Annotated in this window: 27 protein-coding genes and 2 pseudogenes; 8 read left to right on the forward strand and 21 right to left on the reverse strand. The window is 60.4% G+C overall.

The features are described 5' to 3' along the window. From P3T25_RS46225 to P3T25_RS46250, 6 genes and pseudogenes are all read right to left on the reverse strand, one after another. Positions 1-198: pseudogene (locus tag P3T25_RS46225) on the reverse strand (BON domain-containing protein); the annotation flags it as partial. 203 nt (positions 199-401) lie between these two features. Continuing rightward, positions 402-1,406: a transketolase family protein gene (locus P3T25_RS46230; RefSeq protein WP_429364268.1), complete on the reverse strand. Its 1,005-nt coding sequence runs from the start codon at positions 1,404-1,406 to the stop codon at positions 402-404. Continuing rightward, positions 1,403-2,245: a transketolase gene (locus tag P3T25_RS46235; RefSeq protein WP_429364270.1), complete on the reverse strand. Its 843-nt coding sequence runs from the start codon at positions 2,243-2,245 to the stop codon at positions 1,403-1,405. Before P3T25_RS46235 ends, P3T25_RS46230 begins: the two co-directional genes overlap by 4 nt. A 44-nt stretch (positions 2,246-2,289) precedes the next feature. Beyond that, entirely contained in the window at positions 2,290-3,618 is a 1,329-nt protein-coding gene (locus P3T25_RS46240) for an MFS transporter (RefSeq protein ID WP_266262159.1), read from the reverse strand. An 80-nt stretch (positions 3,619-3,698) separates the two neighbouring features. Further along, positions 3,699-4,448 (reverse strand): SDR family NAD(P)-dependent oxidoreductase, encoded by a 750-nt coding sequence (locus P3T25_RS46245; RefSeq protein WP_429364272.1) that lies wholly within the window; start codon positions 4,446-4,448, stop codon positions 3,699-3,701. Positions 4,449-4,544: 96 nt separating this feature from the next. After that, positions 4,545-5,432, reverse strand: a complete 888-nt coding sequence (locus tag P3T25_RS46250) for a LysR substrate-binding domain-containing protein (protein WP_429364274.1) — start codon at positions 5,430-5,432, stop codon at positions 4,545-4,547. 360 nt (positions 5,433-5,792) lie between these two features. Here P3T25_RS46250 and P3T25_RS46255 point away from each other — a divergent pair. Continuing rightward, positions 5,793-5,939 (forward strand): annotated as a pseudogene (locus P3T25_RS46255) (twin-arginine translocation pathway signal); the annotation flags it as partial. Positions 5,940-6,143: 204 nt separating this feature from the next. Here P3T25_RS46255 and P3T25_RS46260 read toward each other — a convergent pair. From P3T25_RS46260 to P3T25_RS46270, 3 genes are all read right to left on the reverse strand, one after another. Continuing rightward, the gene (locus P3T25_RS46260; RefSeq protein ID WP_154567227.1) at positions 6,144-6,536 is read right to left on the reverse strand and encodes a PRC-barrel domain-containing protein; all 393 of its coding nucleotides are present in this window, start codon (positions 6,534-6,536) and stop codon (positions 6,144-6,146) included. 205 nt (positions 6,537-6,741) lie between these two features. Continuing rightward, entirely contained in the window at positions 6,742-6,897 is a 156-nt protein-coding gene (locus P3T25_RS46265; RefSeq protein WP_154567228.1) for a DUF3309 family protein, read from the reverse strand. 321 nt (positions 6,898-7,218) lie between these two features. Then, the gene (locus P3T25_RS46270) at positions 7,219-7,938 is read right to left on the reverse strand and encodes a Crp/Fnr family transcriptional regulator (RefSeq protein ID WP_408516442.1); all 720 of its coding nucleotides are present in this window, start codon (positions 7,936-7,938) and stop codon (positions 7,219-7,221) included. Between the two features lie 346 nt (positions 7,939-8,284). On the opposite strand from P3T25_RS46270, the gene P3T25_RS46275 reads away from it, so the two are divergent. The 3 genes from P3T25_RS46275 (at position 8,285) to P3T25_RS46285 (ending at position 10,029) form a co-directional block, all read left to right on the forward strand. Next, positions 8,285-8,875 carry a BPSL1445 family SYLF domain-containing lipoprotein gene (locus tag P3T25_RS46275; protein ID WP_429364277.1) on the forward strand — a complete coding sequence of 197 codons (591 nt, stop codon included), beginning with the start codon at positions 8,285-8,287 and terminating at the stop codon, positions 8,873-8,875. A 60-nt stretch (positions 8,876-8,935) separates the two neighbouring features. Continuing rightward, positions 8,936-9,745: a PRC-barrel domain containing protein gene (locus P3T25_RS46280; RefSeq protein WP_429364279.1), complete on the forward strand. Its 810-nt coding sequence runs from the start codon at positions 8,936-8,938 to the stop codon at positions 9,743-9,745. A gap of 107 nt (positions 9,746-9,852) precedes the next feature. Continuing rightward, positions 9,853-10,029, forward strand: coding sequence for a hypothetical protein (locus tag P3T25_RS46285; RefSeq protein ID WP_154567232.1), 177 nt, complete (start codon positions 9,853-9,855; stop codon positions 10,027-10,029). Between the two features lie 15 nt (positions 10,030-10,044). Here P3T25_RS46285 and P3T25_RS46290 read toward each other — a convergent pair whose 3' ends face one another. From P3T25_RS46290 to P3T25_RS46310, 5 genes are all read right to left on the reverse strand, one after another. Further along, positions 10,045-10,356, reverse strand: coding sequence for a chaperone modulator CbpM (locus tag P3T25_RS46290; protein ID WP_154567233.1), 312 nt, complete (start codon positions 10,354-10,356; stop codon positions 10,045-10,047). After that, positions 10,353-11,396, reverse strand: coding sequence for a DnaJ C-terminal domain-containing protein (locus P3T25_RS46295; protein ID WP_266240438.1), 1,044 nt, complete (start codon positions 11,394-11,396; stop codon positions 10,353-10,355). The genes P3T25_RS46290 and P3T25_RS46295 overlap by 4 nt, the downstream gene beginning before the upstream one ends. Before the next feature lie 59 nt (positions 11,397-11,455). Beyond that, positions 11,456-12,493: a zinc-dependent alcohol dehydrogenase family protein gene (locus P3T25_RS46300; RefSeq protein WP_429364282.1), complete on the reverse strand. Its 1,038-nt coding sequence runs from the start codon at positions 12,491-12,493 to the stop codon at positions 11,456-11,458. A 160-nt stretch (positions 12,494-12,653) separates the two neighbouring features. Continuing rightward, positions 12,654-13,271, reverse strand: a complete 618-nt coding sequence (locus P3T25_RS46305) for a response regulator (protein ID WP_429364283.1) — start codon at positions 13,269-13,271, stop codon at positions 12,654-12,656. Positions 13,272-13,400: 129 nt separating this feature from the next. Continuing rightward, the gene (locus P3T25_RS46310; protein WP_429364284.1) at positions 13,401-13,769 is read right to left on the reverse strand and encodes a winged helix-turn-helix transcriptional regulator; all 369 of its coding nucleotides are present in this window, start codon (positions 13,767-13,769) and stop codon (positions 13,401-13,403) included. Positions 13,770-13,858: 89 nt separating this feature from the next. Between P3T25_RS46310 and P3T25_RS46315 the strand changes: the two genes are divergently transcribed. From P3T25_RS46315 to P3T25_RS46325, 3 genes are all read left to right on the forward strand, one after another. Further along, positions 13,859-14,185, forward strand: a complete 327-nt coding sequence (locus tag P3T25_RS46315; protein ID WP_154567237.1) for a nuclear transport factor 2 family protein — start codon at positions 13,859-13,861, stop codon at positions 14,183-14,185. Beyond that, positions 14,185-14,964, forward strand: a complete 780-nt coding sequence (locus P3T25_RS46320; protein ID WP_154567238.1) for an SDR family oxidoreductase — start codon at positions 14,185-14,187, stop codon at positions 14,962-14,964. Before P3T25_RS46315 ends, P3T25_RS46320 begins: the two co-directional genes overlap by 1 nt. Positions 14,965-15,468: 504 nt before the next feature. Further along, positions 15,469-17,148: an ABC-F family ATP-binding cassette domain-containing protein gene (locus tag P3T25_RS46325; protein WP_154567239.1), complete on the forward strand. Its 1,680-nt coding sequence runs from the start codon at positions 15,469-15,471 to the stop codon at positions 17,146-17,148. A gap of 258 nt (positions 17,149-17,406) precedes the next feature. On the opposite strand, the gene P3T25_RS46330 is transcribed toward P3T25_RS46325, so the two are convergent. From P3T25_RS46330 to P3T25_RS46360, 7 genes are all read right to left on the reverse strand, one after another. Continuing rightward, entirely contained in the window at positions 17,407-17,808 is a 402-nt protein-coding gene (locus tag P3T25_RS46330) for a CopD family protein (RefSeq protein ID WP_154567944.1), read from the reverse strand. Next, on the reverse strand, positions 17,805-18,131 hold the full coding sequence (locus P3T25_RS46335) for a DUF3817 domain-containing protein (protein WP_429364287.1): 327 nt from the start codon (positions 18,129-18,131) through the stop codon (positions 17,805-17,807). Before P3T25_RS46335 ends, P3T25_RS46330 begins: the two co-directional genes overlap by 4 nt. Next, entirely contained in the window at positions 18,128-18,586 is a 459-nt protein-coding gene (locus P3T25_RS46340) for a MarR family winged helix-turn-helix transcriptional regulator (RefSeq protein ID WP_154567948.1), read from the reverse strand. Before P3T25_RS46340 ends, P3T25_RS46335 begins: the two co-directional genes overlap by 4 nt. 51 nt (positions 18,587-18,637) lie before the next feature. Continuing rightward, the gene (locus P3T25_RS46345) at positions 18,638-19,519 is read right to left on the reverse strand and encodes an NmrA family NAD(P)-binding protein (RefSeq protein WP_429364289.1); all 882 of its coding nucleotides are present in this window, start codon (positions 19,517-19,519) and stop codon (positions 18,638-18,640) included. A gap of 149 nt (positions 19,520-19,668) precedes the next feature. Continuing rightward, the gene (locus P3T25_RS46350; RefSeq protein ID WP_429364291.1) at positions 19,669-20,277 is read right to left on the reverse strand and encodes a glutathione S-transferase family protein; all 609 of its coding nucleotides are present in this window, start codon (positions 20,275-20,277) and stop codon (positions 19,669-19,671) included. A gap of 572 nt (positions 20,278-20,849) precedes the next feature. After that, positions 20,850-21,632: an alpha/beta fold hydrolase gene (locus P3T25_RS46355; RefSeq protein WP_171929107.1), complete on the reverse strand. Its 783-nt coding sequence runs from the start codon at positions 21,630-21,632 to the stop codon at positions 20,850-20,852. Between the two features lie 158 nt (positions 21,633-21,790). Further along, complete coding sequence (locus P3T25_RS46360; protein WP_154566180.1) at positions 21,791-22,432, reverse strand: HD domain-containing protein; 642 nt, start codon at positions 22,430-22,432, stop codon at positions 21,791-21,793. 134 nt (positions 22,433-22,566) lie between these two features. Here P3T25_RS46360 and P3T25_RS46365 point away from each other — a divergent pair, with 134 nt between their 5' ends. Further along, positions 22,567-23,406, forward strand: a complete 840-nt coding sequence (locus P3T25_RS46365) for a GlxA family transcriptional regulator (RefSeq protein WP_429364294.1) — start codon at positions 22,567-22,569, stop codon at positions 23,404-23,406. The last annotated feature ends 64 nt before the right edge of the window (positions 23,407-23,470 follow it).

The following is a 23,470-nucleotide window of genomic DNA, read 5'->3' on the forward strand; positions in this document are numbered from 1 at the left end:
GGTATCGACACCGCCCTTCGAAAGCGCCTGAACCACTTTTCTGCTTAATGCCCGATTCGCCTTTCTGACGGCGGATTTCGACGTCCCTTGCGTTGCCGCCGATGTGGCAGACGATTCGCTTTCCTGTGCCCACGCATTGACGGAAGCGACAACAATCAATGCAGCACCAGCGAGCTTGAGTGTTCTGATTGCGTTCATTGGCTGCTCCAGTATCAATCACCTAACGGAAGACCCTCTCCAGGATCCCGACGTACCGCCGCTTTACATGCATTCACGCACATGGGTAGCGGTGCGTCGACGGAACTGACGCACCGTCCCCCTCTCAAGCTAGCAGACGGCTCGTTTCACTCGCAGGCGGAGCAATGTCCGCCGTGCCGCTGCGTCTGGACGACACCGTTGGCTCATCCAAGCCAGCCCTTGATGGTATCGGCCATGACGTTGGTCGAGATGCCATAGCGATCGTGCAAGGTCGGCAGCGCGCCCGCACCGAGAAACTCATCGGGCAGTGCGATTTGGCGGTACATCGGCGTGACGCCCGCCGTGAGCAGCGTGGTCGCGACCGCTTCGCCAAGCCCACCGATCACCGAGTGATTCTCGGCGACCACCACCAGGCGACCCGTGCGCCGGGCCTCTCGCAAGATCGTCTCAGTGTCGAGCGGCTTGATGGTCGGCACGTGCAGTACGCCAACTCCCACATTGTCCGCTTCCAGCAACTTCGCCACCTCCAGCGAGCGCATGGTCATGATGCCCGACGAGATGATCAGCACCTCGGCGCCGTCGCGAAGCAGCTTCGCCTTGCCCAGTTCGAACTGATAGTCGTATTCATCGAGCACGGCCGGAACGTTGCCACGCAGCAGGCGCGCATAGACCGGGCCGTTATGCGCTGCGATCGCCGGCACCATCTGCTCGGTATCGAGCGCGTCGCACGGATCGATAACCGTCATGTTCGGCATCGCGCGCATGAGGGCAAGATCCTCGGCCGCCTGATGGCTCGGTCCGTAGCCGGTCGTGAGGCCCGGCAGCGCGCAGATGATCTTCACGTCGAGGTTGTCCTCGGCGATGGCCTGGTGCATGAAGTCATACGCGCGACGGGTTGCGAATACGGCGTAGGTCGTCACGAACGGCTGGGCGCCTTCATGCGCCATACCGGCGGCCGCGCCCATCAGCAACTGCTCGGCCATGCCCATCTGATAGTAGCGGTCTGGAAACTCCTTTCCGAAGATATGCAGGTCAGTGTACTTGCCGAGGTCGGCCGTCATGCCGATCACGTTCTTCTTCTCCCGGGCCAGTAGGGCCAATGCATGGCCGAACGGCGCGGAACGCGTGACTTGTCCTTCGCCGGCAATAGAAGCGATCATCGCCGAGGTCTTCAGGCGCGGCTTCGCGGTAAGAGTGGTGTCGCTCATGCTTGTCTCCCTGCTTCGAGTGCTGCGAGCGCCAGTTGCCACTCATGGGCATCGACGCGGATGAAATGGTTCTTTTCCCGTTCTTCGAGAAACGGCACGCCGCAGCCCATGCGGGTATCGCAAACGATAATCCGTGGCTGCTCCTTCGGATGATTACGTGCAGCATCGAAGGCCGCCTTCACTGCGTCGATGTCGTTGCCGTCCACGCGCTGCGTGAACCAGCCAAATGCTTCGAGCTTCTCGACGAGCGGCTCGAACGCCATGATCTTCGAGGAGGGACCATCTGCTTGCTGGTTGTTGACGTCCACCATGGCGATCAGGTTGTCCAGCTTCCAGTGAGCGGCCGACATAAGGCCCTCCCAGATCGCGCCTTCATCGAGTTCGCCGTCGGAGAAGAGCGTGTAGACGAAGGCGTTTGAGCCCTTACGCTTCAGTCCCAGGCAGCGGCCCACCGCGATCGTGAGGCCGTGGCCGAGCGAGCCGCCGGACATCTCCATGCCGGGCGTGTAGCTCGCCATTCCGGACATGGGCAACCGGCTGTCGTCGCTGCCGTAGGTTTCGAGTTCTTCCGGTGGCAGGAAGCCGGCCTCGAACAGCGCGGCGTAAAGCGCGATCGCATAGTGGCCGTTGGACAGCAGGAAGCGGTCGCGGCCTTCCCAGTCGGGGTTGTCGGGCTCGTAGCGCATCGCGCCGAAATAGGCAACCGCGAGTACATCGGCGATATCGAGTGCCTGGCCGATATAGCCCTGGCCCTGTACTTCGCCCATTAGCAAGGCGTTTCTGCGAATCCGGTAGGCGCGCTCGGCGAGCGTCACCCCATCTGATGAGGGACTGTTCATGGTGTCTCCTTGATTTAAAAAGTGAGTCTTTGCAGCGAAAGGTGTCAGCGATTGACGGTTTTGGCGGGCACGAGGAAAACAAGCCCGGCACCGATGACGATGGCGACGGAGATAAAGATGAGCCCAGCCGTCGACTTACCGGTCAGGTCGTTTAACCAGCCCACGATGGCCGGCGAGAAGAACCCTGCGAGATTGGCGAAACAGTTCACCGCGGCGATACCCGCTGCGGCGGACATGCCACCGAGGAGTGCGGTCGGCAGCGACCAGAACTGCGACGACGAAGCGAGGATGCCGGCGGCCGCCACGCTGACACACACCAGCGACGCGCCGACTCCGCCCAGCATCGGAAGCGTTGCGAAGCCTGCCGCCGATACGAGCATCGGGATCGCAAGATGCAGACGACGCTCGCGGTGGCGGTCAGCGCTTGCACCCACCAGCGGCAGCGCAATGATGGCGCACAGGTACGGGACGGCAGTAAAGACGCCCACCCACAGCGGGTCGGCCACGCCGGACTTGCGGATGATCGTCGGCAGCCAGAACGTCAGCCCATACTGACCGAGCACGACGCAGAAGTAGATGGCAGCCATCAACCACAGACGACGATCGCCGATGAAAGACCTGATCGACACATGGGCGATCTTGTGGGCGTTGTCGTTCGCCACGTTGCGTGCGAGGAGCGCCTTCTCCGGATCAGTGAGCCATTTGGCGGCAGCGATACCGTTGTCGAGGTAGAGCAGGATGGCGACGCCAAGGAGCAACGACGGCAGCGCTTCGAGGATGAACAGCCACTTCCAGCCAGCGAGACCGTGTACGCCCTGGAACGCATGCAGGATGTAACCGGACAGCGGCCCCCCGACAATGCCGGCAAGTGGAATCGCCATGAAGAAGAGGGAGAGCGCCTTGGCGCGCCGCGCAGAAGGAAACCAGTAAGTCAGATACAGGATGACGCCTGGCGCGAACCCTGCCTCGGCCACGCCCAATAGAAAGCGGAGAACATAGAAGGTGGTGGGCGACTTGACGAAGACGAAGCAGGCCGAGATCACCGCCCACGTCAGCATGATGCGAGCGAGCCAGTTTCGTGCGCCCACTTTATGCAACATGAGATTACTCGGTACCTCGAAGAGAAAATAACCGAGGAAGAAAATACCGGCGCCGAAGCCATACACGGTTTCGCTGAATCGCAGGTCGTTGAGCATCTGCAGTTTCGCGAAGCCCACGTTGACACGATCGAGATAAGCGCCCAGGTAGCACAGCATCAGGAACGGTATCAAGCGCCGTCCGACTTTGGCATACGTTTTTGATTCGAAGCTCGCCGGATCGGCGAGCGACGTGACATCGCCCGTCATTGACGGCGCAGTGGCCTTCGTTTTCATGGTTGTCTCCTGCCATATCGCCCCGGGTTTTACCGCCGGGTGCATTGACCCATCCGCCGCAAGCGCGACGGATGTCGTACTTAGTGGATCAACATTCCGCCGTTGACGTCGAGCGTGATGCCGGTGAGGTAGGCCGACAGGTCGCTCGAGAGGAATAGACAGGCATTAGCGACGTCGGCCGCATCGCCGAGTCGGCCGAGTGGAATGCCCTTGATGATGTCGACGCGCATCTCCGTCGTGAGCTTGTCACCGGTGATATCGGTCTGGATCAGGCCCGGTGTGATCGAGTTGACGCGGATGTTGTCCGCCCCGAGTTCACGCGCCATCGCACGAGCGAGACCGAGTACGCCCGCTTTTGCGGCGCTGTAGTGAGGACCGCCGAAGATGCCGCCGCCGCGTTGCGCGGAAACGGATGACATGCAGACGATGCTGCCGCTCTTTTGCTCTCTCATTTGCGGAATGACCGCCTGCGACATGTAGAGCGTACCGCGCAGGTTCACGTCGATGACCGCATCGAAGTTGTCGGCTCCGATGTCCATCGTCTTCAACGGCTGGGTGATACCCGCGTTGTTGATCAATCCGTCGACACGACCGTACTTCTCGATGACCGCTTTGGCGGCAGCCATGCATGCGGCCTTGTCGGTCACATCGCAGGCGAGGCCGAGATGTTCTTCGCCGAGCTCACGCGCGGCACTCTCTGCGTCTTCCTTGCGAAGGTCCAGAATCACCACTCGCGCGCCTTGGGCGGCAAGCGCTTTTGCGGTCGCACGGCCGATGCCACGCGGCGAGGCTGCGCCGGTTACGATTACCACTTTGCTGTCGAGCAACATATTTGTCTCCATCGATCACGTTAGTTGGTAGACGCAGTTTCAGCGCTTCAACCATCTCGATCAATGCAGTTCGGCTCAACTATTGCTGAAGAATTTTCAGGTGTCGCGGCTGATCTCTTGCTCGACCCAGGCCAAAAATTTGGCCACGCGCGGCAAGTCCGCGTTCTGGGAAGGGTAAACGAGGTGATGGGCTCCGACCTCGACCGCATACGCGCAATCGAAGACCGGTACGAGCGAACCTCGTTTCAGATGGACCGATGCGAGCATCGTGCTTTCGAGCGCGATGCCGTGTCCCAATGCCGCGGCCTCGAGCGACATGTACGAGCGGTCGAACGCGAAATCGTACGCCTTGCGCGACACCGCGACGCCGAACTTGCCGAACCATTGCTTCCACTGCACAAGAGGAGTCTCCGAGAAGATCAGGCGCCGCTCGAGCAGATCCTCGGGAGTACGCACCGGGTGTCTTCGCAGGTATTCCTCCGAAGCAAGAGGCGCGATGAACTCGTTGCGTAGCGTTTTGATCTCGCCATCGGTCCAATGAGCGTAGCCATGCCGTACGTCGACGTCATAGAAGCCGGAGGTGAACGACACATCCTCATACGAGCACGCGAGATTCAGCTGAATGTCGCCGTTCGCTTCCTGGAACAAAGCCAGCCGCGGCAGCAGCCACATCAGCCCAAAGCTGGGACTCGAGTGAATGCGAAGAATCTCTACACCCGACTGGCTCGATGCGCGTTCCGTCGCCCGGCTCAGGTCGGCGAGTGATCCGGTGACATCCGCCAGATATTGCTGCCCCGTTGGCGTCAACACGAGTCCCCGTCCCACTCTTGTGAACAAGGGCCTTCCCACCATGGATTCGAGGTTGGCAATTTGATGGCTGACTGCCGATGGTGTTAACCCCAATTCATCAGCCGCCCGATTGACGCTCTTTGTCCGGGCGACACTTTCAAACGCGACGATGGATTTTAGTGGAGGGATGCGCATTGTTCCTGGGGGCAGAAGTGACGAACCGTCCTGGATCAGGGTGTTCTGCTTCGCTACTGTCAGCGAGGTGGTTCCAGAAATGTCGCGTATCCAGGAGGTAAAGGCAAGCCGGGGGTTGGCCGATAGGCAATCGGTTCACAGGGGGACGAGACGTTGTGCGAATACGAGGGCGAGCCCGGCGACCGAAAGCATCCGGTAGTCGGGAAGTGGCAGATCTCGGGCCGATTGCCGACGTTCAGATTTTCTGACCGTCTGCCGGCTTGTGGCCGACCGTACGCGTTCACTCCCTTCGCCGTAAACCGCCGGTCGAAAACATTCGGCCTGCGCTAGCGGCAGCTTTGTGACGCCATATCTCAGCAGGTCCAACTCCTGAAAGTCGGTGCGAACGGGAACATTGATACCACCACCGCGACAGCGCCGGTCGAAGCGTTCGTGCTCACGAACAGTGGGTTGATGGTCGGCGTGGCGCTCGAAGATACGAAGGTCACCAGGCTGAAGTCACTGTAGTGCCCCAAAACAGGCGGGGCGGTGCCCGCGTGCCGGCCTGGCGTTTTTCGATCCTGCCGGAACGCCATGCACATTCCCACGACATCGCCCTCTTCTTTCGCGGTTTTCGCGTGTCAATACGTCTGGCGGTCTGGAGCACTGGCGCAAGCCTCGCGCGACGATCGTCGCCTGCCCGCGTAGTCGCATCCAAACCGGCGGCAGCCGTTACTCAGGCGCGTACCTGAACTCCGGCAATCCTTTGAGGGACTCCCTAGTCGCATCCTGTAGCCGCATCTGCTTGTCGATGACCTGAAGGCTGCCAAACGGTACTGCGACGAGATGGGTTCCCATCCCGAGAAACCCGCCTACCGAGAGGATGACGTAGGGAACCCGATCGGTTGGGCTGACGATCAGATCGTCTATTGTTCCGATATTGTCCTTGTTGCGGTTATAGACGGGCGATCCGTTGATCCTGGAGGCCCGATATCCCGTCGCCAGCTGGACGACATCAACGCGTTTCGCCGTGATGGATTGTTGCGTTCCCTGAGCCCGCAGTGTTCCCGTGGTCAGGGCCGTTCCGAGCACAGCCACCGATATCAGCGTAATAACCTGTTTCATCGTGCACCCCCGCGGTTCGAAAGCATTCGTTGGTAAAGGCGTCACGCGAGCAACTTGACCCACTAGGTGACGCCTCAAGACCTGTCTGTGCAAACAGACTACGGCTGCTTCTTCAGTTGCTCCTTTGCATCGCCGTACGGTTTCTGATGGCACACTAAGACAGCGACACGCCGTGAGCGGATCATCCAGACAGGAATTCGCGTTCTTATATTCTGCCCAGAAGCAGCAAGATGAGAACGACGACCAGCAGCACACCCAGCGCCCCGCTTGGCATATAGCCCCACGAACGACTGTGCGGCCAGGTCGGCATCGCGCCCATCAACAGGAACGCCAGTACAACTATCAATAGTATGCTCAACATGAGACGACTCCTTTCCGACTCCGTATTACGACGAGCCCATCGCCGCTCTCTCGCCACGTGCCCGGAATCTTCTGGCCTGTCGCGAGTTATCTTCGCAAATTGAATGTGATGCTGACCGGCATCCGCACAACCCGGAAAAGGGCCGTCCTGTAGCCTGAGGCTGGCATTGATTTGCCGCGCAGTCGGTACGGTGGTGGACATCGGGATTTCTTTTTTTCCGCCCGGCGTTCGCGACTGCCGTGTGGCGGGGCTCGGCCGTCTGGGGGCATTGCCGGACTGTCAGTCCGAATGCACCCTGGCCGGCCAGGAATAATGCGCGTTTTATATCGCCTTCAGATCGGGCAACAACCGGTCGAACTCTCGTTTCACCACGCTATAGCACTCGCACACACGCTTTTCGAGTCCCGGTCGATCCAGTACCTCGATGTGGCCATGACCGTAGCGAATCAGCCCCGCGTCCTGGAGTTTCAGCGCCGCTTCCGTCACGCCGGATCTGCGCACGCCAAGCATGTTGGCGATCAGTTCCTGTGTCATCTTCAGCTCGTTTGACGGCAGGCGGTCCATGCTGAGCAGCAGCCAGCGGCACAATTGCTGGTCGATCGAATGATGCCGGTTGCAGACGGCGGTCTGGGCCATCTGTGTAATCAATGCCTGGGTATAGCGCAGCAATAACCGCTGCACCGGGCCAGCGCGATGGAATTCCTCTTTCAGGATGCGCGCATCCAGTCGATACGCCCGTCCTGCGCTTTGCACGACTGCCCGGTTTGGCGTTGTTTCACCGCCCATGAAGAGCGCAATACCGATGATCCCTTCGTTGCCCACGATTGCGATCTCGGCGGACGCGCCGTCCTCCATCACATAGAGCAGCGATACGATGGACGTTGTCGGAAAATAGACGTGATCAAGGCGATCGCCAGACTCGTACACGACCTGCCCCAGGGGCATTTCGACCGGTACGAGATGCGGCGCCACGCGCGCCCGCTCTGCTTCCGGCAGAACCGAAAGCAGGTGGTTCTCTTTGGAATGACTTTCGTTTTCCATGTCTCGCTCCCCGACATCCCGTCCAGAAACTGCACCGTTTTCGCAGAATTGTTCTTAACAGTATCAGGCGTCAGCAGTAGTTGCATGAATGCGCCAGACGAATGGGGCGAGGACGTCGAACCAGACTAAACCCTGTTTAAATTATAGTTCGCGTGCGCCTGGTGGTCCGTCGCGACGCGCCACCGGCCACGCCTTAACGGGTCTGCGCGGACAAGTCTGTCAACTGCGAGAAATGCGTCGTCGATTGTGCGTTTGAACATAGACAGATCTCTGTACGTTGTCGTACCGCTTTCTGCCGCGCGTGCGCGTAGCGTGTCTTCTATCGTTGACCAGCGCGGAGAAAATCATGCTTAGACGAACCTTCATCCGGAGCACATCCGGATCGCTTCTGGTGCTCGGCGCAGCGCTCTCAGGTTGCACTACCACCTCTTCTTCCGATGCGAGCCGCAGTCAGCAGATGGACAAGCGCCGCTCCATCGATGCAGGCGTCGACTCGACTCTGACTCGCCTGTACGGTATGGCAAGCGGATCACGCGAACTGGTCGGCAAGGCGCACGGGGTACTGACGTTCCCGTCGGTGATCGATGCCGGCTTCGTGGTCGGCGGTCAGTATGGCGAAGGCTCCTTGCGCGTCGGCGGACACACGGTCGGCTACTACAGCACGGCGACCGGTTCGATCGGCTGGCAGATCGGCGCGCAATCGCGCGCAATCGTCTTCCTGTTCATGACCGACGAGTCGCTCAACCGCTTCCGTAGCAGGGACGGATGGTCGGCTGGCGGCGACGCCTCCGTGGCCGTGCTGAAAGTCGGTGCGAACGGCAATCTCGACACTAGCACCGCGACCGGACAGGTCGACGCTTTCGTGTTGACCAACAGTGGCCTGATGGCGGGCGCGTCGCTGGAAGGCACAAAAGTCACGCGGCTCACGTCGCTTTGAAATTGAGGCCGAGGGACGCGCGTGATGTGCGCCCTCGTCGAAACACAGGGTAGAGAAACCATGTTACGAAGCATGCGAGACTTGCACGGAAGCACCGTTAGCGCAGTGGACGGCGACATCGGCTCAGTTAGCCAGGCCTATTTCGACGACGAGTCATGGGGTGTGCGCTACCTGGTGGTCGAAACAGGCAATTGGCTCAATGACCGGCAAGTGCTGGTTTCGCCGTATTCGGTGAAACACACCGATCCCGGATCGAGTGTCGTGCATGTCGGCCTCTCCCGGCAGCAAGTGAGGGACAGCCCAATGCTGGACGCCCACAAGCCGGTATCGCGGCAGCACGAGATCGAGTATCTGCGCTACTACAGCTATCCGACCTATTGGGGCGGCCCAAACCTATGGGGGATGGGCGCCTACCCGGCCTATGACCCAACAGGTGTAGCGCCTGACGCCCTGCCCGATGAGCCACCAGGGCCAACCCTGGATACGAACAAACCGCAACCCGACGTCCATCTGCGTAGCACCGACGAGGTCAAAGGCTACCACCTCAAGACGGCCGACGGCAGCATCGGTCACGTATCGGACTTCATTTACGACGACACCGACTGGGCGATTCGTTACCTGGTCGTAGAGACGCACAACTGGTGGCCCGGTGGCAAGGCCGTGCTCATCGCGATTCACTGGATCGGCGAAGTCGACTGGTTCGATTCAACCGTATCGACGGCATTGACGCGTGACGTCATCAAGAATAGCCCAGCTTATGACGACTCGATGCCGATCGACCGGCGTTACGAGGTCGTGCTGCACCAGTTTTACGACAAGCATGGATATTGGTCGGACGCAGGCACCGACGAGCCAGTCGCATCGGAATGAACCGCGAGATTTACCAGCAGCGACGACGGCCAATGTGGCTGTCGTTTACTCAGACGGGCGACACCATGGCGGACAGAATCATCTCAAGCACAACACATGACGCTTACATGACAGTCAGAGACCATATTGCCGATGGCTGGGTGGCGAGCGTGTGTGTCGTTCCGAAGGGCGCAGCGAAGAGCAACGAACTCGTCATCAAACTCGACACTTTCTTCGAACGTGAAGATGTCGCATGGGAATCGGCCGAGACGCTTGCACGTGCCGAGCTCAACAACCTGAAATAGCGTGAAGGAGCTGCCCTATCGCCTCAGATACTGCGCTCGCAAGGTTTCGATTTCATCAAGCAGATCAAGTGCGAGCGCGATGCCAGCAGCGTTGATCTCGAGATCCTGCGCGAGATGGCGAGCCTTGCGGGCGCGGCGCAATGAGACGCCGTCGAAGTGTGGGCCATCGTCCTCGCTGACGTATTTCGGCTCAATTGCGCCTTGCTCGATCCATTCAACGAGCTGGACTTCAGAAGCGCCGGACACCCGGCACAATTCGAGTAGCGTGAACTCCACCTGCTCCTCGACGATCAGGCATTCGAGCCACCCAGTGCGCGATTCGTTCATGATGCATCACCTGAAAAGTGCGCGCGCGGATTGAAGCCGCATGCCTGTCGTAGTGTCTCGTAAGCCGCGCGTGCCTGCTCGCTGTCAGCCAGGGGCAGAACGATGTTCAATTGCGCATAGAGATCGCCCGATGTACCGGTCGGGCCGCTCGCGGGGATTCCCTTGCCTTTCAAGCGTAAGCGTCGGCCTCCGCTGGAATCTTTGGGTATGGCTATTTCGACGGCGCCGTCGGGCGTCGGCACGGTAATGCGCGCGCCAAGTGCCGCTTCCCAAGGGGCTACCGGCACGACGATCGTCACATCGCGGCCGTCGACGCGAAAAAGTCCATGCTGGCGCAACGCGATTTCCAGGTACAGGTCTCCAGCGCGCCCCTCGCCGAAACCCGTCCCCCCTTGGCCGGCGAGTCGCAAATGCTGCCCACTGTGCACGCCCTTCGGAATGGAGACGTCAAGCGTCCGCGACTTCAGCACGGCACGGCCGCTCGCATCGAGTACTGGCATCTCCAGCGAAATCGTGCGCTGCGCCCCACGATAGGTATCTTCCAGATCGATCACCACTTTGGCATGGTGGTCCTGGCCCGAAGCCGAGTGCGGCACACCGCCATAGGCGTCCTCCATATCTTGGGCGGTTGCGCGATCATGTCTGCCGCCGGCAGCGTGCCGCCCGCGTCTTGTCGAGGCGCGACCACCACCGGCATGTTCACCGCGAAACAGTGCCTCAAAGAATTCGCTGAAGCGTGCATCCTCGGCTCCGCGGTCTTCCCCGCCGCTGAATTCGAAGCCCTCGTCCCACTGCGGCGGCGGCTCGAAGTCCTGACCATTGCGCCACTGGTCGCCCATCCGGTCGTAGGCTGCGCGCTTTTCCGTGTCTTTGAGCACGCTGTACGCCTCGCCGACCTCCTTGAAGCGTGGCTCCGCGTCGTCGAGTTTGCTCAGGTCCGGGTGATATTTGCGAGCGAGCTTGCGATACGTACGCTTGATATCGTCCTGTGTCGCGCTGCGCGGCAATCCCAGCACTTCGTAATAGTCTTTGTATTTCATATCGAAGGCCTATGAGAGAGGCCGCGCTAGAGCGGTAACACTATCGTCGCGGCGAACGGCTATGCCGAGATGATCACCTTCAGGGCGCGCGTGTCCGCAGCACGCTCGAAGGTCCCGTAGGCGTCGAGAATCTGATCGAGCCTGAAGCGGTGTGTAATCAGAAGTCTCGCATCGAGCTTGCGGGCGCGCAACGTATCCATCAGCATCGGTGTACTGACGGTATCGACCAGCCGCGTGGTGATGGTGATGTTTCGGTCCCACAGATGCTCCAGATGAAGATCCACCTTGACGCCATGTACTCCGACGTTCGCAATCGTCCCGCCCGGCGCGATGATAGCCTCGCACAATTCAAAGGTAGCCGGAATGCCGACCGCCTCTATTGCGGTATCGACGCCACGGTCGGCCGTGAGTTTCATGATCGCCTTCACCGCATTGCCATCCGCGTTGTTGATCACCGCGGTCGCACCGAAGCGCTTTGCGGTCTCTAGCCGGTTATCGTCCAGATCGACCATGATGATTTCGGCGGGAGAATAGAAACGGGCTGTGAGCAATGCCGCAAGCCCGATCGGCCCGCTGCCGACAATAGCCACGATGCTACCGGGCTGCACCCTCCCATTGAGCACACCGCACTCGAAGCCCGTCGGCAGAATATCGCTCAGCATCACCAGCACTTCTTCGTCGGCGCCGTCGGGAATCCGGTAAAGACTGGTATCCGCGTGCGGAATCCGCACGAACTCGGCCTGCGTGCCATCGATCCTGTTGCCAAGAATCCAGCCGCCGCTGACACAATGGGAATACATGAGTTTGCGGCAGTACATGCACTTACCGCATGCGCTGATGCAAGAAATCAGGACACGTTCGCCTGGCTTGAACGCCGTGACGCCTGCTCCGACCTGCTCGATTACGCCGGTACCTTCATGGCCGAGCACGCGGCCGGGCTGACAGGTCGCGACGTCGCCCTTGAGAATGTGCAGGTCCGTGCCGCAAATTGTCGTCTTGCTGATCTTGACGATGGCGTCGGTGGACGCCTCGATCTCGGGTTTGGGCCGTTCTTCAACTGCCTTCTTGCCAGGGCCAAGATAAACGAGTGCTTTCATTGTCGGTAATTCCGGTTGCATTGGATCGGCCCGTACGCAGTGATTCATGTCTGTTCGGGCGATTGAACTGACGCGCGGCTGTCGTCGCTTGAACCCACTCTGCCGTGTCACCAGGAAAAAGTCGGTACGGTGGCAGACCGCATGGCGGCTGAGGGAACCCCTACGTGCGTGGCGTCCCCTGCGTCCCTGCGCCAAATAACCGGATCAAGGCTTCATAGTCGACCGGCTTGGTCAGATGATGGTCGAACCCAGCCTCGGCTGATTTGAGGCGATCCGCCGGCAGTCCGTATCCGGTGACGGCCACCAGGATCACATTTCGATTTGCCCCTGATTCGCGTAGCCTTCTCGCTACTTCGTATCCGTCCATGCTTGGGAGTCCGATGTCGAGAAGTACGAAGTCAGGGGTGAAGGTCGCCGCAGCGCTGAGTCCCGAAACACCATCTATGCGCGTCTCGACCTGATGACCCTCATTTGCGAGAAGCATGCCCAACGCCTCACTCGCATCGGCGTTGTCATCAATAATCAGAATCCGCTGCGGGCGTGCGGTGACCGGTGCCGGCTGCGAACTGATCCCATCTCCGGGCCCAGAGTGCGAAGGACCATTTTTGGCCGAACTCTGCCTTATGAGTAGTGGCTCAGCTCGACCCGATGGAGCCGCGCGGACAAGCTTTACCACCGTCCGATACGGGAGCGACATGAGACGACCGCGGATAACGCGTCGGCCTTTATCTCGTCGGCCATCACGGAAAGTGGCGGATCGCTGACGCGGTCCGACCATACCGCGCCCCGACGGTGTGACTCCGAAAACGTTGGGAGAGCACCCCAAACCGATGCAGACGTATCCGTTGACTTGCAGCAGACACCTCGTCGACGACCCACAGAATTCGAATTCAGGAAAACAGGTCTGTCAGTCTTCGGCACGCACACTCGACGCAGCCGATGGAAAGTCTTCACGGCGCTCCGCCCATTTCAGGATCGCATCCAGTGCCGGGCAGAGCGCCTGACCCCAATCGGTTAGGCGGTAGTCCACCTTCGGCGGCACCTGGTGATAGACCGTGCGCGTCACAATGCCGTCCTCTTCGAGGCGGCGCAGCTGCTGGGCAAGCATCTTTTGCGTGATGCTGGGGATTAGCCTCTCGAGGTCCGAAAAACGTTGCACCTGACCACCGAAAAGGTGAAACAGGATCACCAGCTTCCAACGTCCTTCCAGCAGCTTGAATGCGGCTTCGACGTCGATCGCGGCAGTCGTGGGAGTGTAGGCTTTTCGGTTGGACACGGCTTACTTACTTTTTAGTGCGTTCTTGCGATGTGGTAACTATAGCGCCATCATTGGGACATGCAAACGTGACGTTCAGGAAAAGTCCGATGAACATGACCCTGCCCCCGCCACTGGATGCCTATCTGAACGCGGAAACCACCAGCGACACCGCTCCTCTGGCGAACTGCTTCGCTGCCGATGCCGTCGTGCGCGACGAGGGTCGCACTATCGAGGGGCTCGAAGCCATCCAGGCCTGGAAGAAAGACACCAAAGCCAGGTACCAGTACGCCATCGAGCCGCTGGACTTGTCCCAGGATGGCGCCGCCGTGACGATGCGCGCCAGGCTCACGGGCGCCTTCCCCGGCAGCCCGGTCGAGCTGACCTACACGTTTGTCCTGGCCGACGGCAAGATCGTGTCCCTGGAGATTCACTGATGAGCGCGGCACTTGAACTTCGGGGCCTTCGGGCGCTTGTTACAGGCGGGACCAAAGGCATCGGTAAATCCGTTGTCGCACAGCTTTGCGAGGCGGGAGCGAACGTCCTCGCGACCGCACGTTCGCGTTCCGATGACCTTGCCGAAGAAAGGTTCATCGGTGCGGATATCACGACGGCCGAGGGTTGTAAAACCATTGTCGACGCCGTGCTCGAGCGGCTCGGCGGCGTCGATATAGTCGTGCATGTGGCGGGTGGCTCATCTGCGCCAGCGGGTGGCTTCAGTGTGCTCGACGACGACGAATGGAACAAGGCATTGAGCCTGAACCTGTTCCCGGCAGTACGCATCGATCGCGCGCTGTTGCCCTCGATGGTCGAGCAGCGCTCAGGCGTCATCATCCACGTCACGTCGATCCAGCGGCAGTTACCGTTGCCGGAGGCCACGATTGCCTATGCCGCCGCCAAGGCTGCCCTGTCGAACTACAGCAAAGCCTTGTCCAAGGAAGTTAGTCCGAAAGGCGTTCGGGTCGTGCGTGTCTCCCCCGGCTGGGTTGAAACGGATGCCGCCGCGGGTCTCGTTGCTGAGATCGCCCGGCAGAACGGCATCGACACGGACGGCGCTCGCAAGATCATCATGGATTCGCTCGGAGGCATTCCTCTCGGCCGGCCATGCTCTCCCCGGGAGGTGGCAGAACTCATCGGTTTCCTCGTCTCCGCGCGGGCCAGCGCCATCACCGGCACTGAGTACGTCATCGACGGCGGAACTGTTCCGACTGCGTGATCTGAGCCGCTTGTCGGTGGACGTCGACGTGCTTCGGCGCACGCGAAGCGCGTTTCGCAGGCAGCGGTTCCAGTTCAGGCGCCGGCCTTCACGTGGTGTGCCCGCCCAATGAACCTCTGCTTTTCTGCAGCACGGCCACCCGTGGTGGACCGGGCATTATTCAGCGGCGTCATCGCACCTGGACGTCAGGTCACATAGCAGGTCACCCTTCGTCCGCAATTCGCGATGCCCTGGAATGGCGGACGGGCAAGCTCAGAGCGCGATCAGCGACCGTCTCATGTCGAGCCGGGAGCGGACCCGCGAAAGCTTCCTCTGAATGGCTCAAACTGGCCGGGAGCACGCATTCGCCCCGCAGCCGGAACGCCCGGTGCGCCAGTGCCCGCCTCGCTTTGTGGCGGGTGGGCGCCGCAAAGCGCAAGCGGTTCTTCACTCGTTCGGCCAGAAAAGAGACGGCCCCGTACGTCCGGTGGGCTATCATGCCTGTCCTCTCCGAAGCAGCTCCTTATGATTTCCGTCCGTAATGTCACGCTGCGCCGTGGCGTCAATGTCGTACTCGACGGCGCGTCCGTCACCTTCACCCCCGGCGAAAAGATTGGCCTTGTCGGCCGCAATGGCGCCGGCAAGTCATCCTTCTTCGGTCTTCTCAACGGCACCCTGCACGAAGACGGCGGCGAGTTCTCGATTCCCGCTGCATGGAAGATGGGCCAGGTCGCGCAGGAGATGCCGGAGACCGAGCAGAGTGCGACCGACTTCGTCATCGAGGGTGACACTATCCTGCTGGCAGCGCAGGCCGAAGTAACCGCCGCTGAGGCCAGCGACGATGGCATGCGCATGGCGCACGCCTACATGGCCCTGCACGACGCCGGTGCACACGATGCTCCCGCACGCGCCCAGGCGCTGATCCAAGGCCTGGGCTTCAGTGCTGCGCAGCTTGGCCAGCCGGTCAACAGCTTCTCCGGCGGCTGGCGCATGCGACTGCAGCTGGCGCGAGCGCTCATGTGTCCGTCCGACTTGCTGCTGCTCGACGAACCGACCAATCACCTCGACCTCGACGCGCTGGTCTGGCTGGAAGCGTGGCTCAAGCGCTACGAGGGAACCATGGTCGTGATCAGCCACGACCGCGAATTCCTCGACGCGGTGACGCAGGTGACCGTGCACGTCGACAACGCCAAGCTGGTGCGTTATGGCGGCAACTACAGCAAGTTCGAAGAGATGCGCGCCGAGCAACTGCAGTTGCAGCAGGCCGCGATGGCGAGGCAGGCGGACAAGATCGCCCACCTGCAGAAATTCATCGACCGTTTCAAGGCCAAGGCCTCGAAGGCGAAGCAGGCGCAGAGCCGGGTCAAGGCGCTCGAACGCATGGAGAAGATCGCACCGGTGCTTGCCGACGCGGAGTTCACCTTCGAGTTCAAGGAGCCGCTCAACGTCCCGAACCCGCTATTGTCAATGCTGGACGCGAGCTTCGGCTACCCCGCGCCGACCGACGCAGCGCCGGACACGCCGCCGACGGTCATCGTGCGGGGCATCAACCGCTCCGTGCTGGCCGGGCAGCGCATCGGCATTCTCGGTGCCAACGGCCAGGGCAAGTCGACGCTGGTGAAGACGGTGGCGCACGAGCTGGCGCCGATTGCCGGCGAAATCAGCGAAGGCAAGGGCCTGAACATCGGCTACTTCGCACAGCAGGAACTCGACGTGCTGCGTCCCCTCGACACACCGCTAGAACACATGATCCGCCTTGCGAAGGACACGCCGGCGCACCTGCGTGCCCCCGGCCAGAGCGGCACCGAACAATCGCTTCGTACCTTCCTCGGCACCTTCAACTTCAGTGGTGACATGGTCCATCAGGCGGTCGGCACGATGAGCGGCGGCGAAAAGGCGCGGCTCGTGTTGTGCATGATCGTGTGGCAACGCCCCAACCTGCTGCTGCTCGACGAGCCTACCAACCACCTCGACCTGGCCACACGCGAAGCGCTAGGCATGGCACTCAACGAATTCGAAGGCACAGTGATGCTGGTCAGTCACGACCGGTCGCTGCTGCGCGCGGTATGTGACGAGTTCTGGCTCGTTACCAAGGGTGGCGTCGAGCCCTTCGACGGCGATCTGGACGATTACCAGCAGTTCCTGCGCGACGAAGCCCGTCGCATGCGCGAGCAAGCTGCCGGAGAGCAGAAGGTCGTCGCCTGAACACCCCCTGGCAGTTCCAGTTTGGAAGCTGCCATAGCGTTCGCATCGAGTCGAAGGGCCGGTTAGGGTCGCGTGCCGCCGATCGCGGTCAGGCAGCAACCGGCCAGGAGTCGTCGTTCGCTCGCACCGTCGCTCCGACATTCTGGCGTCGGTTCCGCTCAGGAACCGGCCATTCAATTCTAGATCGCACTTCCATGCGCCATAATTCGGATAAGCCGGAATGGACATGGGCGCATTTATAGCAGTCAGCATGGCGTCTCACCGCGAGAACTTCAGAACCGCGAGGAAAACAATCGCCACAACAATGACGATCACGGCCGGCGCTGCAAACCTCAACGCGGACGATTCGCGCACTGTGTCGTCGCGCTCTGCCCGCCTCGAAAAACCCGCGAGCATGCCATGCAACGCCGACAGCAACACGACCAAAGGCAGCTTCGCGGTTAGCCACGCGGCGCCAAACCAGTGCCCCATCAGCGCGATCGTCGGGCCGGTGATCCACACCATGGCCAGTGCTGGGGTCGTCACCCGGCGGTCCCAACGGCGCATCACCCGAAGAATCACGAGGTTGTTCGTCGCCGCGCAAATGGAAAGGACAAGAAGCCCAGCGACAAATGTTATTACTGACGCAACATGCAGTGCCTTGATTGACAGATAAATCATCGAGCAGCCCGCTTGCGTGCGAGCCACGCCACATTCAGGAAGCCCCCGAAGGGGACGATCGCAGCAACGATCAGCCGGACGACTTCTGAGCGCTGCCACGCGCCGCTTGCCGCTGACGTGACGACCAGCCATAGGTAAGCGACGAACGCGACGCCGTGCACTGGCCCCAGCCATCTGACGGCGGCCGGCATGCCGCCTAGATGCTTGAGCGGAACGGCGACGAACACAAGCAGCACCAGCGTCGTGGCTTCAATCGCGGCCATGATGCGAAGGTTGCGCAAGAACACCGGGGCGTAGTCCATGAAAAACAGACAGGCGATCATTCGGCGGAAGATGTCGCCTCATTGTCGACCTTCATGTGCGAAAGGCTCCGCCGCAGCACTGCAACATTTTTTGGCCCGTTCATGATGCTGAACTGATGCTGCGCTTCGTGCCACAGCGGCGCCGCCCGCTCGAAAAGATCGGCTCCCTCGGGGGTGAGTTCAACCATGCGGATGCGGCCGTCGGTGGGAGACGGTCGCATCTTCACGAAACCATCGCGCTCGAGAAAACCGATCATCTTTCCCATGGCCGTCCGCTCGATGTCGAGCCGCTCGGCGAGAGCATTAACCGAGGCGCTCTGCTGTTCATTCAGGGTCGCCAGGGTGAGAAACTGCGTGATGCGAAGGCCGGACGGCTGGAGATAAGCGTCGTAAAGACGCGAGATCTGACGGGCGGCCTTCCTCACCGTAAAGCAGTTGCATTGATCGACCCCGATGGGTTGGTTTTCCGGCAGCATCTCGTGTCCTCCTCAACGTTGGTTAAATTGCCCAGGCGCCTCGCGCGTTCGTCAGGCAAAAGCGCCCCGATACTTCTCGATGAACGCCGGGACAGAAAGCGCCGGCGTCCCGGTGATTTTCTCGACGGCATCGTTAGTACCCTGGAACACCCCTTCGCGATAGTGCTGCGCGACTTCAACGAGGTGCTGCACAAGGAACGGAGGGAACTTGTACACCTGCTCCATCTGTTGCTTGAAATCTTCGATCGAAGTCGGGGCGTATTCGATCGTCACGCCGAGCACCTCGCTCACGGCTGCAGCGATTTCCGTATGGTTCATCTCTACCGGGCCGTGGAGAGTGTAAGTCTTGCCGCCATGGCCTGCCGGATTCGCCAGAATGTGCGCGATGACCCTGCCCTGGTCGTCCGTGCTGATCGGAGCGTGGCGACCGTTTTCGAACGGAAAATCGATCTTCTTTCTGGCCCAGATTTGCTTTGCAAAATGCGGGTAGACGAGCCAATCCGCAAAGAATGTGGGGCGCAGATGCGTGGTGGGCACACCGGACCAGTCGAAGACCTGCTCCGAAATCCAGTGATCCTGCGCCGCATGGCTGGTCGAATCGCGCCGCGCTGAAATCTGCGACATGTTGACGATCGCAGTGACGCCGGCTTCCTTCGCGGCCTGCGCGAAATAGGCTGCGGCCCCGAGAATCCCCGGTGCGATCGGGTGAAGGAAGTAGGCGGAGCTGACACCCTCCATGGCCGCACGGATGTCGTCGATGTCGGTGAAATCTCCGACGGCGATGTCAACGCCGCGCGCCCGCAGCGCCGCTGCGCGCTCATCATCCGAGCGCACGTAAGCGCGGACGCGCTTACCCATCCGGAGCAGTTCGTCGATGGCTGCACCGCCAGTACGGCCGGTTGCGCCGCTTACAAGAATGGTCGATTCGTTCATGGTTTTGATCCTCTGAATAGTTAAGAGCATATGCTCGTGTATGGCAATATAGGAGCATGTGCTCCTATATGCAAGTTTTTTTCGCGAGCAGCTTCTGTTCGCCTTGAGCGAAACACCTCGCCTCTCACGGAGTCTGAATGAAGGCCGCGCTAAAAAGCTGCCATGCCGCGAACGACGCCGGGCCGCGCACTGATCCTCGTGTACCAGGCGCGAAGCAGAGGGAGCTTGGACCAATCGAGGTCCTGCCTCGCAGCAAAGGCACTCGTATAGGCAGCGATGTCTGCGAGTGTGAATCTATCGCCGGCGACATATGGGGCGTCGATCAAGAATCGTTCGGCCTGAACGAGCGCCTCGATGGAACGACCGGCAAGAAATTGAGCGCCCGGTTCGTTGCCTTGTTGCCTAAGCGCGAAAGCACCGCCGTTTGGCGCAATCACTTCGGTGATGAAATAGAACAGGCGATCGAAAAACAAGGCGGCCTCCTGGCCCGGATCGGGCGTTAGCCTCTCCCGCGATCGACTCGCCGCATAGAACATGATCGCGTTCGATTGGGTAACGACAAGGTCTGTCCCTGCCTTGCCATCTTCGACCATGACCGGGATAAGGCCACGCGGGTTAAGCACCCGAAACGCAGCAGTCTTGTGCTCCCCGGCTCTCCAATCCACGCGGCTGACAGAATACGAAATGCCAGCCTCTTCCAGGGCGATGGCCGCCCTTCGGCTGTTGCCTGTTTGTGCTCCGTAAAGACGGATTGCCATGAGCGCATCTCCACTTAACCTTCAGGACAGGCCCTGATTCAGGCGCGCCCTTCGAATATCAAACGATGCCGTGGACTACCGCCACGAGAGGAGCGCGGAAACCAGCTTCGCACACTGTCTGCAACTGCCCACGCAAAGAGCGCACTGGCGAGAGGGCTGGCTCAGATCTATGGACTTGCACAGACGGAGGCGCCGTGCGAACTGTGACAGGCCTTCACTCCGGGCTGCAGAAATGCTGGCCTGGCCGAGCAGCCAGACGCCGGCGTTCTTTAAGCACCAGGGAGGAAAGGTCGTATCGCAGCGGCGGAGATGTCTGGCGGCGTCAGGCGGCGATTCGTCGTTGAGCCACCTATGTAGCGCTCCGCGATCCTCCAACCGTTATCGGTCTCGCGAAGCCGGTCAAGCATTGGCGAATACATCCAGATGAAGAAGCGTTCTCTGTCGCGCTTCTCACCGCCAATTCGCGCTGCATGCCTCGGCGGCAAACGGCCCGCCGACTAGCGCGATGAACCCCTCGGCCGGCAGGCGACGGTCAATTTTGCGGGAAGCCGTCGTTCAGGGGGCCCTCGAAGTTATGTCTTCAGTTGCTGCATGAATTGGCGAATTACTGCTGCGACCGCAGCCGGATTCTCGAGAGGTGACAGGTGCCCCGTACCGGGCAGCAGAAGCATTTGGGAGCCCAGGATTCGCGGCAATAGCTCGCCGCGCAATGTCTCTGGCAGATCCACCTGATCAAGTTCTCCAGCAATAACTACGACGGGTACATTGATGGACAAGACGTCAGCGGTAATGTCTTCGACCATTCCGCCGAGTGGCCATGCAATCTTGGCCTGCGGCGCGCCGCGCAGACTATCGGCGATAACCTGTTCGCGAAGCTCCGGTGCCAACCTGTTCGCGGTGAGTACGTTATCAAGCGCCCAGGTAATCGACTCCCGAGTGTCGTAGACTTTGGCCATCTCGGCTCGCTGGTCAGCGGAAAAGGTCATCGGTGACGGAGGCGACGGCGCCACCAGGATGACGCCCTGGAGCCCCGCAGGCCGACGCGACGCGAATAGCTGCGCGACCTTCCCGCTCATTGAGTGACCGACGACGACATATCGCTCAAGATTCAGTGCTTCAATTACGTCCTGCACGTCGTTTGCGAGATCGCCGATGCCATAACCCTGCTCGGGCGCGTCCGAATCACCCCAGCCGCGGTGATCCATAGCTACCGATCGATACTGGCCCGCCAGGTCACGGATCACGCCGTCCCAGGTTCGGCTTGACCCGCCGTAGTAATGCAGAAACAGAAGCGTTGGTTCGCCGTTCCCGCGCTCGTCTACATAAATTTGCGTTCCTCGTGTTTTGACATGCATTTCGGTTTTCCTGATCTGCAGCTTATTTTCGATGTCGGAGGGCACCGTGCGAATTGCCGGTGCAAGCCGTTTCGCAAGCGGGAGAGAAGCGCCGAAACCAGCTTCGCGCGCAACATGCGCGGCTGCGGACATGGCGGGCGCGCTTGCGGTGCGCTACCTCAGCTTTCAAACGGCGCATCATTAATCAGGTCGCACACGTTCGGAATATCGAAACCGTGTACATGGCGACGGCCGATATCGGCGATCCCGGTACCGACGGTCGTATGGGGTTTTTTTCTGGCGACCTCAGCCAGCGCTTCGGTAAACGCGGCTTTAAATCCAACGCGGGGGTAGAGCGCGAGCGTGTCATCGATCAGCGACGGCGTGACTTCGTCCAGAAACAGCCCGAAGACGTCGAGATGTGCGCCCATATAGACGAGAGCGATTTCCGGCTGCTTGCGATCGGCGAGGCCGCCAGCGGAGTGGAGCGCGATGGCATCCCACACGAGTTGCGTTTTCGCTTCCGGGTAGTCATGGGCCAGCAAAAGGCGGCTGGCCGCGTCGGCACCATCCACCTCAAAGCGTTGGTCGGCAGAAAATTCATCCGTAAGGCCAAGGTCGTGAAGCAGCGATGCGAGATACACCACTTCCCGATCGTATTTAAGACCTCGCTTCCTGCCCAGGAATTCGGCGAACCACCATGTCCGATGCACGTGATGCATCATCGCTCCGGAATGGACGCGCTCGACCAGAGAAGCCGCTTTGGTAGCGATCTCCGAGTCTGGAGCACTCACTCCCCCAACAATCACAGTTTCACGCATTGCATACCCTCCGGGTCGTGCGAACTTACAGAGCGATCCAGTGTAGGCGGTTCGTCGATAGCTCAAATGACAGATCGCGGACGATTTCTGCCACAATCGTTCTCCCTATGCCCTGATACGCAGCTCCTCTTTCAATGAGAAAACGGACGAAACCGATCGCCCCGCCTGCAGGCCCGAGACAGAAGCGCGTTGTCATATTGGGTCTACCGCCAGTGGACGCGCTCGACGTGATCGGCCCGGCGGAAGTCTTCGCGTGGGCGAACCAACTGGACGGCAGTGGAACTGCCCCGTACATGCTCGAACTGGTTTGCTCAGCTGATGATGTGTACCTGGACAGCGAAACAGGTATTGGCCTCAAAGGGCATAGCACGCTCGAGCAGGAGCGTCATGCGAACAAGCCGATCGATACCTTACTTGTGACTATGGGCTCCAGGACGTTCGAACAGATCGATCAGGCAGCCATAGACTGGATTCGGACCCGCTCACAGACAGTGCGTCGCGTGTGCTCCATATGTGTTGGAGCGTTCGCCCTGGCTGCTGCGGGCATACTGAATGGTCGCAGGGCGACGACGCATTGGGGCGCGGCACGGCGCCTGGCGGAGCGCTATCCCAAGGTACAGGTCGACCCGACTCCTATCTGGGTGAAAGACGGCAACGTGTACACGTCGGCCGGCATATCGTCTGGAATCGACCTCGCGCTCTCGCTGGTCAGCGAAGATCTGGGAAATGACTTCGCCCTGGAAATTGCGAAGAATCTGGTCCTGTTCTTACGTCGTCCGGGCGGACAGGCGCAGTTCAGCTTCGCACTTCAGTCGCAGCGCGCGCACAACTCAGGTCTGAACGAGTTATGTCTCTGGATCGGTGAGCATCTGCACATGGACCTCACAGCCGAAGTCATGGCAGCCAGAATTTCAACGAGCGTCAGAACGTTGATACGCATGTTTGGGCGGCGACAATTATCTTGTCCGGTGTAGCGACAACTATCTTGGCCGGTGGTGAGGAGTCGTAGGCGGCGTAGCCGCCGGAGACGACGAGCCA

It is taken from the genome of Paraburkholderia sp. GAS32 (assembly GCF_050434225.1).
Taxonomy (GTDB): domain Bacteria; phylum Pseudomonadota; class Gammaproteobacteria; order Burkholderiales; family Burkholderiaceae; genus Paraburkholderia; species Paraburkholderia madseniana.